This is a genomic window from Thalassomonas sp. RHCl1, from assembly GCF_947387555.1.
In the GTDB taxonomy this organism is placed as follows: Bacteria; Pseudomonadota; Gammaproteobacteria; order Enterobacterales; family Alteromonadaceae; genus Thalassomonas.
Map to the genome: position 1 here is coordinate 116,463 of NZ_CANDNZ010000003.1, position 13,975 is coordinate 130,437.

A 13,975-nucleotide genomic window follows, 5' to 3' on the forward strand; every position below is an offset into this window, starting at 1 on the left:
TCGATGTAAGTGAGTATCTACTCCCGATAAAGCTATCTTAATACCACGCGTGCATTTACAGATTGCAGCGGACGGTTGGTGTCGCCCGGCATCATTTTTCTGAATTTTTCGATTTGCTTATCTGAGGCCTGCAATGGCTCTTGCATCACGAACCAGCGTACTCCTTCAGAGCATGGCGGTGTTGTCAATGAACCGTTAAAACGGAAATAGTCTTTATTTTTTGGCAGTAGCTCTGTGCTTTCAAAACGGGCCGCTAAAGGCACTGGTGTGTTTTTTTCTGCCGGCATTTTCTGCCACAATCCCGATAGTGCCTGGTTTTCATTGCCCTGCTCAAACATTACCCCGATCACCGCCAGGTTGCCGGAGGGATCTGCATGGACAAAGTGCATTTCCAGCGGATATGACTTGCCGTTGATGGTATTTTCACTGGGAGAGTGGAAGTGAAATTGCTTTAGGTCAAACTGACCGGCATCATTTTTGAAGGTATTTTTCCCGGCAATATTGGCCTGTATGGTATGGCCGTTATTCACCAGTGAAACTTTACTGGCGCCATAGTTGATATCGAGCTCGGGCAGCATGGCATCTATGGTGGATGAAATATCGATCGGAGACTGATTAACTCCGTTTTTGCAGGTGGAAAAATCTGAGGTTAAATCTCCCCAATGCTCTGCCCCGTGCTTTCCCTTATATTCCCAATGTGGGGCACTTGCTAACGCCGATGTTGCAGCGCCTGATAACAGCACTAATAGCGCAATATTTCTTAGTTTCATGCTTGCTTCCTATCCAATGAATTTTAAAAAATTTGTTAAAATATAATTACGGCTCGGTATATTATATCGCGGATAGGGTATGCCTTGAGACATAATATGTCAACCTTCAGGGGGATTACCTTTGATATTTATCAAGATTTTACCTAGGGCAAGGGTAAGAAAATGGTGATCCTGCTGCCCTGCCCCGGGGTTGAGTCTATTTCAAAATGTCCCTGATGCTCTTCAATAATGCCAAAAGAAATAGACATACCCAGTCCGGTGCCGCTACCGACATCTTTGGTGGTAAAAAACGGCTCGAAAATACGCTGCTGAGTTTTTTCATCCATGCCGCAGCCGTTATCGCTAAAGCAAATCAGCAGTTTTCGCTGTTCTTCTCTGGTGGTGATGTTCACCATGCCTCTTAACGGTGTCTGCTGCTTTTGGCTTTCAATGGCCTGGCAGGCATTAACGGTCAGGTTCATAAAAACCTGCGCAAGCTTTGAAGGATAACAGTTCACTAAGGGTTCGGCATTAAACTGTGTGTTAATTTCAATATTGTTATATTGGGTGCGTACTAAATTTACCGTGGTGGCAATTAATTCGGTGATGGTGGTGGTTTGGTGTTCGGCACTGTCGAGGCGGGTAAAGCTGCGCAGGTTATTTACTATGGTTTTAATGCGTTTTGTCCCCTCGGTGGCGGTTTCAGTCAACTCAATCAGTTTGGCAAACTTTTCCTCAAAAGCTTGAATTACTTTCGGGTCGGCTTCTTCACCGCCGGCAAGTTCGGTCAGGAAGGTTTTGATCTCCTTAATTTCATCTTTCATCATATAAACCGAGGCATAGGTGAAGCTGGTTGGATTGTTGATTTCATGGGCGACCCCGGAAGACAAGGTGCCTAACGAAGCCATTTTTTCTGATTGCACTAACTGCTGTTGGGTATTTTTCAGCTCTTGATGGGCTTTGGCAATTTTCTGCGCATAGTTGGCTATTTTTCGGTTCCATATCACCACAACAGCAATGATCACCAGGGCGACAGTCAATAAATACCAGATAAGGGAATAATCAACTTTCACGATAACATCTTCCCGGCTGCTCCAGCGCTGGTAAATACTATTTTTTAACTGTGGCGGCATATTGGCCAAAACATTGTTGATGATCTCTATCAGCTCAGGCCAGTCTGCCCTGACGGCAAAGTGCAGTTGGTCTTTGATCTCGGTTTGATTGATGATACGCAGCTGATTGGTGCCTAACTCGTTCATGATATAAGTGCAGTGCGCCAGCGGGCATAACAGCAAATCGACATCTCCCCGGTTCACCGCCAGCACCGCGTCCGACATCGACTCGAACGGCACCAGCTCAAGGTCGGGATAACTTGTTTCAATTTGCTGCCGATAGCTGGCACCTTGTACTATGCCCGTGCTCTTGGTGTTGAGTTTATTTAAATCTGCCACATAAATAAGCTGGGGATTACCGCTTACGGCCACCACCGGCATGCTGGTAATGGGCTTGGAAAACAAAAAGTCAGCCATGATTGCAGCTTCCTGGCTGTGGGCAATAGTGATATCGCTGCCCAGGGCGGGGTTTTCCTGGCCGGTGTTTTCACCGCTGTCAAACTCATGCCAGTTAACGGCAAGTTGTTGTTTGAAATAATTGACAAAGTCCGGGACTATTCCCTGGTAGCCTTGCCTGGTTTTGTGGCTGAGCGGTAAGCCCAGTTCGGGTAAATATAAGGTTTGCTGGTCATGGCTCACCAGCCACGCCTTTTGTTGTCTTGAAGTGGTGATGATATTTTTACTGGCGCCGCTTAACTGACCAAACCACTTTTTCCTCAGGGCAATTAATTTTTCTTCCGGTATCGCCAGTAAAGCTTTATCAATAATGTTGCCTAAAACGCGGCTGTTTTCATGTACGGCCATCGACAGTGAGGCATTGCCGAATAGTTCTGCGTCAATTACCGGCAAGGTTTGTAAATTGGTGATGAAACTTTTCTGGATAAAATAGCTGGCCACTAATTCATTGGCAATATGGCCGTCGGCACGCCCTTCTGATACCGCCAGCAGCGCCTCATGGGTTGAACTCACTTCAAGCAAGATGATATCGGGATAGTTTTCCCTGATATGATAACTGCTGGCATGCCCTTGAATGACCGCCAGGGTTTTACCGTTAAAACTGCCGAGCCGGGCTTCAATTTGCCGCTGGTTGGTTTTGATGATGAAAACATCCCGTGCTTCTATATAAGGCTGGGTAAAGCGAGCCACTTTTGGCCCTTTCCCGGTATTGACGACATTGAGCAAAACATCCACTTCCTTGTTCATTAATTGCTTCAATCGGGAAGGTCCCTGCGCTTGGCTAAATTCCAGTTTGATATTGAGCAGATTGCCGATAATATTTATCAGGTCGATACTAAAACCCTGGTTGATATTATTATTAATAAAACTCACCGGCGGTAAGTCTTTACTCATCACTTTCCAGGTATTTTTATGTTTGAGATACATGCGCTCCTGTGTTGTTAACGGTACTTGCACCACTGCCGGTTTGTTCACGCCGATCCAGGCCTTTCTTAAATGGATCAATTCCGTTTCAGATATCGCATCTATGGCTTTTTGCAGTAATCCCAGCAACAGCGGATTATCTTTGTGGGTTGCCATACTCAAAGGTGTGGTTTGAAAAACGGTTTCATTCGGTGTGGCGGGAACAGTCGTTACTTCTAAATTTGCAAGAAAGCTTTTTTCTATCAGATAATTGACAACCGCCCCCATTTCAATCATCACATCAGCATGGCCGTCGGCTACTGCTTCCAGGGCTTTTTGCGTATCAGGCAATTCAATAAAAGTTGCGCCGGGCAGGTTTTGCCGGATTCTTTCACTGATGGCAAAACCGCTGACAATAGCGATACGTTTTTCCGCCAAATCGCTCAACCGGCTGATGTCATTTAACTCCCCTTTGCGTGAGATCAGCAAATGCCGGCTGTCGATATAAGGGGTAGTGAAAATGGCAAACTCCCGCCTTGTTTCGTTGTCTATGATATTCACCATGACATCGAGCTCTTTGTTTTTTAACATCTCAACATATTCATGCCAGTGCTTCTTTTGGATAAATTCAGCTTTGACACCAAGCTTTTTGGCAACTAACTTAACAAAATCAATACTATAACCTACCGCCTTACCGCCGGAGGTAAAATTAAACGGCGGATAATTACTTTCATTTTGCACTGTCATTACCGGGTGTCGGCGTAAATAGGCCAGCTCTTGGTCGCTAAGTTCCAACACATTGCCGAATTCAATATTTGTGCTGCTGCCGAACCATTTTTGTGAGATCGACAATATATCGGCTTCCGGCACCAGCCGCACCGCTTTGTTGATGATGCTGGTTAGTAAGTGGTTGTTTCTATTGGTTGCGATGTGATAATTGATCGTTTGAAAATGAGGGTTGTCGGTGATCATCACGGGTACTAAGTGGGGTAAATGATACTGGGTAATAAAAAAGTTATTCACACCAATATTGCCGACATAGCCGTCTGCAACATCGTTTGATACTAAGGTCAGTCCTTCCAGTACGGTATCGACCGGTAAAAGTTCGATTTCAGGGTAAAATAGTTGCAGCATTTCTTCCATTGAAAAGTTCTTGATCACTGCTATTTTTTTACCGCTAAATTGTTCCAGCGAGGTTAATTGTTTGACCTGCTCTTGTTTGACAATAATAGATGACAGGGTTTGGGCAATCGGCGGAGAAAAGCTGGCAAACTGTTTGCGTTTTGGCGTGGCAACGATATTGACCATGAGATCCAGGTCGTTGATTTGCAACATTTCAAGATATTCTGTCCAGGAAAAACCACTGACATAGTCAAATTTGATCTTGATGATATCTTCAAGCAAAGTGAGATAATCTATGCTGTAACCGGCGGGCTTGCCTTGACTGACAAAGTTATAAGGCGGGAAGTTTTTTTCGCTTTGCACCTTCAGCCTGGGGTGTGCTTTAAGGAATTGTTTTTCTTGTGCGCTCAGTTGGCTCAATAACGTCAAATGTGCAGAATGGCCGGCGCGTTCATTTTGCAAACGGCTTGGGGAGCCTGGTGGTTTTCTCTCTATAGTTGGCTCTGCGTTGATTAATAAGCCATCGATATTACGTAATTTATTGACCAGGTTATTGGCCAGTAACTGCTCGGAAATCATCGCCAGCTGGCTATGATCTATACTGCCTATTTCGTATAAATCCCGCATGATCAATTTGCTGGTTTCATCGGCTTCAAATTGCAGTGCCGCTTTGCTTTTATGCTGACTGTTATAACGCCGTGTGATCAGATCAACAATCTCCTCCTGATGGGATAACGCATAATGCCAGCCTAAATTAACGGCTTCGGTAAACTTTATCACTAACTCGGGATTTGAGCGGGCAAACTGACTTGATGTGAACAGGTTAAAATCCAGGGTAATGTTGGCGTACTGGTTTGGATCATAAATGCGGTAAGGGATTTTTAAGCGGTTAAGCTCATAGGGTTCATTGGAAATAAAGGCAATCATGGCCGCTGCCTGTTTGTTTTTAAAGGCGTCAAACAGCTTATCTGTCGGCTTGGCCGTGAGAGAGTCAGGCTCGACCCGGTGAAATTTTAACATTTCCCGGATACCGCCGAAGTGCCAGTTTTTTTTCGCGCCAAGCACAGCTTTACCCGAAAGCTGGTCTAACGAGGTAATTTCCGGTTGGGTGATCAGCATCAGCGGGCTGCGTCTGAAATAACTGGCAAGTAATTTGACCTCTTTGCCGTTATGATAACCTTCCAACAGCTCAATCCCGGCAATACCAAACTGTGCTTCGCCGCTGAGCACCCGTTGCAGGGTATCGTCATGAGTGCTGAGTTCATTAAAGCTAACCTGGATACCGGCCTGGCGGAAATATCCCTGATCTACCGCGGCATAAAAGCCCGCAAATTCAAATTGATGTTGCCAAAATAAATCCAGGGTCACTTTAGTCAGTTCTTTGCCCTGCACCGGCATCATCAGGGGATAAAGCAGCAAGATGATGAAGAGGATATTTTGCTTAACCAGGTTACAGAGCTTGTTGACGATAGCCATTTTCATGATATCTAGCGTAAATTTAATCATTTATTTGTCATCTTGATGACAGGTTTAACTTCCTGAAGCAGACAATGGCCTTCACCGGTGCCCCGGATTTTTTATTGCCGCCCGGCTTCAGGTCATTGCGCCATAAACTCAAATAAATCCCCCAAATTATTAGTGCGTTAGACTGTGAGCTTGAGCCAGTGTAAGTATAGTCAGAAAGTGGACTTCTACTACCCGAATAACGGCGGGGGAAAACAACCGGGTAGCTGTTTGACCTTAAATATAAAAATTAAGCTAAACTTATTAACACGTTTTTGCTGAAAAAAGCCTCAGAGCCAAACACATTTATTGGGAACTATGGTGTTGATATTATTTGGGATAAATAAAGTGCCTTCTTCGAAGTTTTCAAATCATCAGCTGATTTTAAAAGATAACAATAATGAGCAATAATTCTTTCTTGCAAAGCTGTTATATCTTTGTCGTGACTTTAGTTGCGATCCTGTCGGCTTATGAAGTCGGCTATATCGTCAATAATGTGGTCACCATCTGGCCGGCGACTGCGGTAATATACTGGGCAATAAGGCATTTTGGCCTGTATGGCTTTATCGGTACCGCCCTGGCCGGTTGCATACACAGCTATGCCTGGCTTAATTTTCCGCTGCTTAATCTGCTTATCCCCCTGAGCAGCTCCCTTTGTGCCTGGGGCGCCGTGATAATGGAACGTCACTTTAATCCGCGTGGTGACATCTTCGATGGCTCTCATAATATGCTGATATTTTTAACCGTAGGCATCGGCGGCTTTTCTCTCAGCTCGGCCATTATCGGCAACATTCTGATCAGCGTGCAGTTTGCTGTGCCCTGGAGTGCATACGGTATCGGGGTTTGGAACTGGTTTCTTGCCGATTATACCGGCGGTATCATGCTGGCGCCCTTGCTGCTGGTGCTGCCTTTATTTTATAAACAAGTGATCACCGAGTGGCGCATTTCCCTGGTTGAAATTACCTTATCCTTTTTGTTACTGGCCCTTATCACCCTGGTTTTCCTGTCAGGCATTATGAAAAATTACGGCACTTTCAGTCCTATGTTTCTCGGGCTTCCCGGCGCTATCTTTATGTCGACCCGTGGCGCCAGTGCCCGTGTCTGCCTGTGTTTTTTCCTCTTTACCGTTGCCGCATTGATGATGACGGTGACCTTAGGGGGCAATACCGAGGACAATGTCGGTCTGCGCACCGTGCAACTTTATCTGACGATAGTGCTGGTGTGTGGCTTGATTTTACACAGTGTCCGCATTGAACGCGGCAAATTAATCAATAAGTTGGCGGATGAAAGGCGTCAGTTGGAAATTCGCGTCAAAGAACGTACCGCAGAGCTGTCGCGGGAAGTCTCTGAGAAAAAAGAAATTGCCTTAAAAATGGAAGCCCTTGCCCGTATCGATCCCCTGACCAAACTCTATAACCGCCGTTATTTTGCCGAGCTGGCCGCCCGTGATTTGATCCGCGGGCAACGCAATAATGAACCTGTCTCTTTGTGCATGCTCGATATTGATTACTTTAAGACGATTAACGATACCTACGGCCATCCTACCGGTGATTCGGTGCTGGTGGAGTTGGCAGAAATTCTCTTGGGGGAAATCCGTCACGAGATCGATAGTGTGGTGCGTTTAGGGGGCGAAGAGTTCGCCATCCTTATGCCGCAGACTCCTTTAAAAGTCGCCAAAGAAGTATGCGAGCGCATCCGCCACAAAGTGGCCAACCATAACTTCAAGGTCGATGAAGGTGCGAAAATCAAACCCAAGAAATTGCTGGTCACTATCAGTATCGGCATTATCGAATGTCCTTTGATAGAAGATACCATAGACTCATCTATCAGTGCCGCAGACAAGGCGTTATACCAGGCCAAACATGAGGGCCGAAATTGCGTAATTTGTGGCGAGCTTCCCCGGGTAATTTAGCGCCTTGATACCACTAAAAACAACACAGCATTTTACAATCAAGCCAGCGTTAGCACGCATCAATCCCGGTATTAGCTTTAGGGGGAGAGCCGGGGCTAACCTGTATTAATGTTATTAATTTCAACAAGCTAAAAGCTTAACTTGCATTATCATGAAACGATATTTTCTTGCCTGTGTTATGGTGTTAACAGCATTTTTAACGGGTTATTTCTTTACCGGTAAGTTCAATGTCGAACTTACCGCTGTAAAACCTGCTCAGCCGGCAACTGCCGTAACCGGGCAGGTGATGGCAGCCGGCGATCTTGCCGGTGGTCAATGCAGTGCAGATAAAGAGCAGCTGGCAAAACTACAACAGCTGCTCAGTGAAAAAGAGCAACAGCTGGACTCGCAGCAGCAAGCGCTCCTGGCAATGCAAACCCTAAACAATCGCTATCAAGTCATGATGGCGGCACTTGGGGATAAGGGCTATTTTCGCGGGCCGCGTATCCAGGAAAATTTTCAGGCAAATGACATGTTTTTCAAGTTTTTTCAATTAACCCCCGAGCAAGAATTGGCAATACAGGAAGTGAGCGCAAATACTTTGCTCAGCATTCAAGACTGGGAAATACTCAATGCTTACCTGCTCACTAAGGACGATAAAAAAGTCGTCTATGAAATCCCTGCCGCAGCAGAAGAGATTCAGGGCATTAAAAATAAGTTTGTTGACGATTTAGTCACCGTGCTCGGGGAAGAGAATCATGAGCTTAGCCATCAGTTTTTGGGGGATTTATTTGAACAATTTTCCTTTAAAAGAATTATTACCCTACAGGTACTGCGGGCACGAGACCCGGCTTTTAGCTCGCAGAGGTTTAAGTTGCGGGTTAAAATGTTTGACAGCCATGGCCAAAGGAGGCGCAGTACTGCCAATACCTATGGGCAAATACCCAAGCGGTTTGGCCATCTGTTTACTGAATTCTCATCCGCTCACGAATAACGGACTGAGAAACGACTAAACAGAAAGTGATGTTTTTTCAGGATTTTTTTGCAGTAATAGCAAAAATAAATAAGCCCCAACAAGATGGGGCTTTAAAGATTAGCGATCTGGCTTTTCCTGTTAAGCAGAAAAATCACTTATCACTAATTTTTATTGTACCCGGGCATTCAATTAATCGGGAACACAAGCCGCAAAACAAGCATTTAACCAAACACCGCAAATGCTGCCGCTAAGTTCGCCGGATTCACAGGCAATCAGTCTTTCGAAACAAACATTACAATCTGCCGGTTGTGCCGATATATTGCCGGCGGCAACACCGACAGCCACTCCTAATGCTAAAATGACTTTTTTAAATTTATTATTCATTTTTCTTCCTTTTTGTTTTTATTGGCTAATGATGAGGTAAACATCACCTGCTCAATAAATGTACATTATGTTTACTGAATGTACAATGTTATGTAACATTTATTTTACTTGAGCAGGCTGCGCATCCGGATAAAGCATTAAAATAGCGGGCCGAGAAGCTCAATTTCCGCCACTTGGGTCATGGAAGAGTTTCCCTGATTTTTTGTGATGTTAACCCGATATGTTTGATATCTGGTTGTGTTAGTAAACTCAAAGTTTTGTTGTTCAAACCGGCTAAGCCAAAGGATATTTGTCCAACTGCCCAGTTGGTGCCAGCTGGCGCCGTTGTCATTTGAGCCGAGTACAGTAAAGTCTTGCGGATCTCTTGCTGCGGCGTCGTTGGCGCTGGTTATGGTGATGCTGTTGACGGTTTGTGCTGTTGGTAAATCAAGCTGTATCCAGGAAGGTGAACGCCTGCTTGGAGCCCCGGCATTGTCCAGCCATTTGCTGTTAATATCATCATCAAAGGCTTTGCTTTCATCTTCGCCGGAATGAATCCGGGCTCGTGCCGAAAGCACTGCCCCGGAAGCGGCGGAGTGGTCGATAATATCACCTTGTTGTCCGCCGGTTTCTGTTAAGGTAATTTCCGCAATTTGCGTCATGGAAATATCGCCTTTATTTTTGCTGATATTAAGCTTGAAGTGACTAAATGGCCGGTTATTGGTAAAAGTCAGGGTTTTACTGTCAAAGCGGGTTGAAAAACTGAGCCCGGTCCAGCTCCCCAGCGCTGTCCAATTCTGCCCGTCATCAGAAGCCAGCAGCGTAACATCTTGCGGATCGCGGCCGCTTTCATCATTGGCACTGGTTAAGGTCAGGCTGCTGATCACTTTTGCCTGCGGATAGCGAATTTGTATCCAGGAAGGGGCGGCTGATGTCGGCGTTCCTGCATTATCCAGCCATTTGGTTGACAGCTCACCGTCAAAGGCCTTGTCCTGGTTTTCTGCCGAATGGATACTGGCGCGTGCGCTGATTTCAATCCCGCCGGGATTGCCGCTGTTGCCGTCGAAGACATGATTAATCGCTGCGGCATAGGCGGCAACTTGCGTACTGTTATCAAAATCGTCATAAAGCCACATAAAGCCGCCCCGGATAATGTCTGGACAGCTATCCTGCCAGCTCTGCATCTGGCTTTGCACTTCAGCCGGCGAGTCATCTCTGGACCATAATCCGGCATATACCGGCAAACCTAAATCCCAGCTACAGGGATTATTAAATGCCCCTCCGGCATAACCCTGCATATAAAGCAGATCAACCGCCCCCGGATGGGCCTGGTTCACCTGGCTGACAAAAGATTGCCAAAAGCTTTTATAGGTATAGGGTACTATTGCAGTCTTAAAACCTAAATCTGCCAGCATGATATGAAACTCTGCCGCGGAGCTAAGATCATAGGTGCCTTCATCATCGTTATTTAAGGCATCGACCGAGGGAAAAGCCGTTTTAAGGGCCAAGAAGTTGCGATAAAGAATGCTTGAAGGACCGGTGCCGCAATGGCTTTGATTGCAGCTGAGCAGATCCCTGACATTGTCATAAGTCCCTGACCCTGCCCCGCTTAATCCCATTTCAACGCGGCTAATCGAGGTCTGCCCGGTTTTTAGTGAGGCAATTTCATTGCGAAAGTTTGGATAAGTATTATCGCCGATATACACCCCGTTGCTTACCAGGGGAAATTCGCCGTTAAAACCTAAACTGCCGTCACTTTCGATATGTATGGTCCAGGCAATAACATGGGTAAATCCCGAGCTTTTTAATTCATCGACAGCATATTCAGGATGCTGGTACAAAGGCCCGCCGGCATAAACCCCGGAGCCTGCCCGGGCATTAACACTGGTTGCTAAAGAGACGCCCACGAGAAGCAGAGGCAATAGAGCAGATATTTTCATAGTAAATCCTTTTGATGTCAGCCTTATCCGTTAAGGCTCTAGTGCTAAAACGCGTTGATTCTAAAGTATATTTATTCATTAGACGAACGATTTTTTCATATTACCCGCAGTTAGTCGGGCTGATTACTTCTGTCAATATCATACCCGTCGCCAAAGGGCACGGCTGATCATACGTGCCTTGGTTGGCAAAGGCATGCGTTTTAAATTGGTTTTTATGATCCCCCGGGTAAAACAGGTCTTTTTGGAATAATCGATATTCACATCCAGGACCACGGGAATATTTTCTTTGGCAAGTGCCAGTGCCTGATCTAAACCCCAGCGCACCTGACTGTTATTATCAATGCGCAAATACTGGCAACCGCTGGCCTCTACCATGGCTTTTATCTTGATATTCGGCAATTGGCTGCAGGTTTTTTTATTATATGGCGTCGTCTGGGCCTGAGAGATTTGCGCCAACTCGCCATCGCTGAACACGGTAAAAATGGCCCCCAGCTCTCTGGCGGCAGCGGTAAAAAGCTCAGTGTAGCTCATTAAAAAAGCGCCATCGCCGATAATGCCCACCACCTGGCTGTCGGGATTGGCCAACTTAGTCCCTATCACCGCAGGCGTGGCATAACCCATACAGTTAAAATCGGTGGGGCTGAAAAAATGTTTTACCCGGTAACAGGGCATCAGTTCGGCGGTTAAAAAAGTATGATTGCCGTCATCGGCGATAACATAGGCATCGTCATCAAGACTTGCCCTGAGCTGTTGAAAAAACAGCGCAGGATTAACTTTGTCGCCGCTGTCATGGGCCAACCATTGCTTGATATAGGCAGCCTTATCCTGGGCTATTTTCCCTGCAATATCGATGATTTTCGGGCAAATGGCCTGCTTGGCCAGCGCTTGTTCCAGCGCTGCCAGCAACAAACCGGCATCGCCTGCCAGGGTAACCTTGGCGGGGTAATTGGCACTAAATACCTGAGGGTTGATATCGAGATGAATGAGCTTGTCCGGTACCGTCACGCCAAAGCTGCCGGTGGCAATTTCAGCAAAGCGCGTACCTACGGCGAGCAAACAGTCACAGTTTTTAAAAGCATTAACCGCTGCCGGTACGGCTGCCGGGCCAAAGCCCATGCCGGTATGGAGCGGGTGCCTGGCGTTAAAGGCACTGAGCCCCTGTAAGGTAGTGGCCACCGGGGCATTGAGCATTTCCGCGATTCTTTCACTGTAGTCGCTGGCATCCACCGCGCCCCAGCCGAGAAAAATACCCGGATTTTTCGCTTCGGCTAACAGCTTTGCCGCCCGGGTGATGGCTTCGCTTTGCTTTGCCGGTAAATCCGGCGCCGGTGTAATATATTCGGGCAATTCGCCTACTTCGCCTTTATCGAGCTGCAGGTTAACCGGGATCTCGATAAACACGGGCCCCGGCTCACCTTCATTAGCCACTTGGTGGGCTTGAAAAATTGTGCTGACCACCTGATCATGGCGGCTGATCTTATAAGTTTTTTTGGTGATCGGCTTCATCAGGGCATGCTGATCCATATCATGTAACTGGTAGGCAAACTGGGAGTCTGATCTGACGCCGCCGCTGATCACCAGCATGGGGATACCGTCCAGCGAGGCTTCACCTATGCCGCTGGCGGCATGTGTTGCCCCGGCTGCGGGCACTATCACCAGGGTGCCTGTGCTGTCACTGCTGCGGGAAACAGCATCCGCCATAAAGGCGCCATAGCCCTCATGGGTCACCAGCACAGGTTCGATCAACTCAGATTTGTCCAGCTCATCATAAATTTCGGTATTATGTACGCCGGGAATACCAAAGGTATGGCTGACTTTTAATTGCTCTAAGGCATATCTTACCAGGTAGGCTGCTGTCCTTTTCATGCTGGGATCTCATCATGGGCTATAGGGGGAGTATATTTAATGAGCAATATTAATTGTTTGATCTTGCACCATATTCTGTTATTAAAATAGACAGGACAATAACAGAAAGCGCCAAGTGCCCAGGCGGAGCTTCGGATAAACTTTCCCCAGGTGTTAGCTTTTGGCCTTGTTGCCTTAGCTGTTTTCCCGCGAAGGGCAATGATCACTGGCAGCAGTTAACATATGGGAAAATAGGATTAAAAACAATGACAACGAAAAGGATATTAATACCATTACCCGGATATGGCTGCGATCCGTCAGAAGTGGCGATCCCATGGCGGCTATTGACGGAGCAGCAACATCAAGTCACTTTTATCACCCCAAACGGACAAACCGCCCGCTGTGATGACATCATGCTGACGGGCAAAAAATTAGGCCTGCTAAAACCTATGTTAATGGCGCGAGCCGATGCGGTTCAGGCCTATAAAGCAATGCAAACGCAAGAAAGCTTTCAGCAGCCGTTAACCTATGCCGGGGTAAAGGCCGATGACTTTGATGCACTGTTATTGCCCGGCGGCCATGACAAAGGGGTGAAGGAATATTTAGAGTCTGATGTACTACAGCAGCTGGTGGTTGATTTTTTTCGTGCCCGTAAACCCGTTGCCGCCATTTGCCACGGGGTGTTGTTAGCGGCAAGAAGTATAGATCCGGCCACCGGGAAATCGGTTATTTATGATTATAACTGCACCGGGTTATTAAAAACGCAGGAGCTGACGGCATATAATTTAACCCGGCTTTGGCTCGGCGATTATTACCTCACTTATCCCGGCACCACCACAGAGGACGAACTGTTAACGGTTTTGGCACGTCCCGGACAATTCCTTGAAGGCCCTTTTCCTTTGTTAAGGGATGATACAGAGCATCTAAACAGAGGTTTTTTTGTTAAAGACCGCAATTACCTGTCGGCTCGCTGGCCCGGTGACTTGTATGGCTTTAGCCTGGCTTTTATCGAGATGCTGACCGAGTGAGTAACAACTTCCCCGGTTATTGTCGGCAACATTGATAATTTGTGCCGGTTTTGCTTTTTCACCTGAATGTCTCCATACTGGGCAGCG

8 protein-coding genes are annotated in these 13,975 nt (G+C 46.6%); 3 read left to right on the plus strand and 5 right to left on the minus strand.

Annotation, left to right across the window (positions count from 1 at the left end):
- Window positions 1-32 precede the first annotated feature (32 nt).
- Window positions 33-770, minus strand: coding sequence for a carbonic anhydrase (locus QL234_RS10960; RefSeq protein WP_281557876.1), 738 nt, complete (start codon window positions 768-770; stop codon window positions 33-35).
- Window positions 771-913: 143 nt separating this feature from the next.
- Entirely contained in the window at window positions 914-5,848 is a 4,935-nt protein-coding gene (locus tag QL234_RS10965; protein WP_281557877.1) for a transporter substrate-binding domain-containing protein, read from the minus strand.
- Between the two features lie 397 nt (window positions 5,849-6,245).
- Between QL234_RS10965 and QL234_RS10970 the strand changes: the two genes are divergently transcribed.
- Window positions 6,246-7,757: a diguanylate cyclase gene (locus tag QL234_RS10970; RefSeq protein WP_281557878.1), complete on the plus strand. Its 1,512-nt coding sequence runs from the start codon at window positions 6,246-6,248 to the stop codon at window positions 7,755-7,757.
- Between the two features lie 151 nt (window positions 7,758-7,908).
- Window positions 7,909-8,730, plus strand: a complete 822-nt coding sequence (locus QL234_RS10975; protein WP_281557879.1) for a hypothetical protein — start codon at window positions 7,909-7,911, stop codon at window positions 8,728-8,730.
- 171 nt (window positions 8,731-8,901) lie between these two features.
- Here QL234_RS10975 and QL234_RS10980 read toward each other — a convergent pair whose 3' ends face one another.
- From QL234_RS10980 to QL234_RS10990, 3 genes are all read right to left on the minus strand, one after another.
- Window positions 8,902-9,096 carry a hypothetical protein gene (locus tag QL234_RS10980; protein ID WP_281557880.1) on the minus strand — a complete coding sequence of 65 codons (195 nt, stop codon included), beginning with the start codon at window positions 9,094-9,096 and terminating at the stop codon, window positions 8,902-8,904.
- Between the two features lie 137 nt (window positions 9,097-9,233).
- Window positions 9,234-11,015 carry a discoidin domain-containing protein gene (locus tag QL234_RS10985; protein WP_281557881.1) on the minus strand — a complete coding sequence of 594 codons (1,782 nt, stop codon included), beginning with the start codon at window positions 11,013-11,015 and terminating at the stop codon, window positions 9,234-9,236.
- Window positions 11,016-11,153: 138 nt separating this feature from the next.
- A complete protein-coding gene (locus QL234_RS10990) occupies window positions 11,154-12,881 on the minus strand; it encodes a thiamine pyrophosphate-binding protein (RefSeq protein WP_281557882.1) in 1,728 nt (575 codons plus the stop codon).
- A gap of 245 nt (window positions 12,882-13,126) precedes the next feature.
- Here QL234_RS10990 and QL234_RS10995 point away from each other — a divergent pair, with 245 nt between their 5' ends.
- Complete coding sequence (locus QL234_RS10995; protein ID WP_281557883.1) at window positions 13,127-13,888, plus strand: type 1 glutamine amidotransferase domain-containing protein; 762 nt, start codon at window positions 13,127-13,129, stop codon at window positions 13,886-13,888.
- Window positions 13,889-13,975 lie beyond the last annotated feature (87 nt).

Bases quoted from the DNA above. Each gene is read 5' to 3' on its own strand.
- QL234_RS10960 (WP_281557876.1), bottom strand. From the start codon at position 770: ATGAAACTAAGAAATATTGCGCTATTAGTGCTGTTATCAGGCGCTGCA.
- QL234_RS10995 (WP_281557883.1), top strand. From the start codon at position 13,127: ATGACAACGAAAAGGATATTAATACCATTACCCGGATATGGCTGCGAT.
- QL234_RS10965 (WP_281557877.1), bottom strand. From the start codon at position 5,848: ATGATTAAATTTACGCTAGATATCATGAAAATGGCTATCGTCAACAAG.
- QL234_RS10975 (WP_281557879.1), top strand. From the start codon at position 7,909: ATGAAACGATATTTTCTTGCCTGTGTTATGGTGTTAACAGCATTTTTA.
- QL234_RS10990 (WP_281557882.1), bottom strand. From the start codon at position 12,881: ATGAAAAGGACAGCAGCCTACCTGGTAAGATATGCCTTAGAGCAATTA.
- QL234_RS10985 (WP_281557881.1), bottom strand. From the start codon at position 11,015: ATGAAAATATCTGCTCTATTGCCTCTGCTTCTCGTGGGCGTCTCTTTA.
- QL234_RS10980 (WP_281557880.1), bottom strand. From the start codon at position 9,096: ATGAATAATAAATTTAAAAAAGTCATTTTAGCATTAGGAGTGGCTGTC.
- QL234_RS10970 (WP_281557878.1), top strand. From the start codon at position 6,246: ATGAGCAATAATTCTTTCTTGCAAAGCTGTTATATCTTTGTCGTGACT.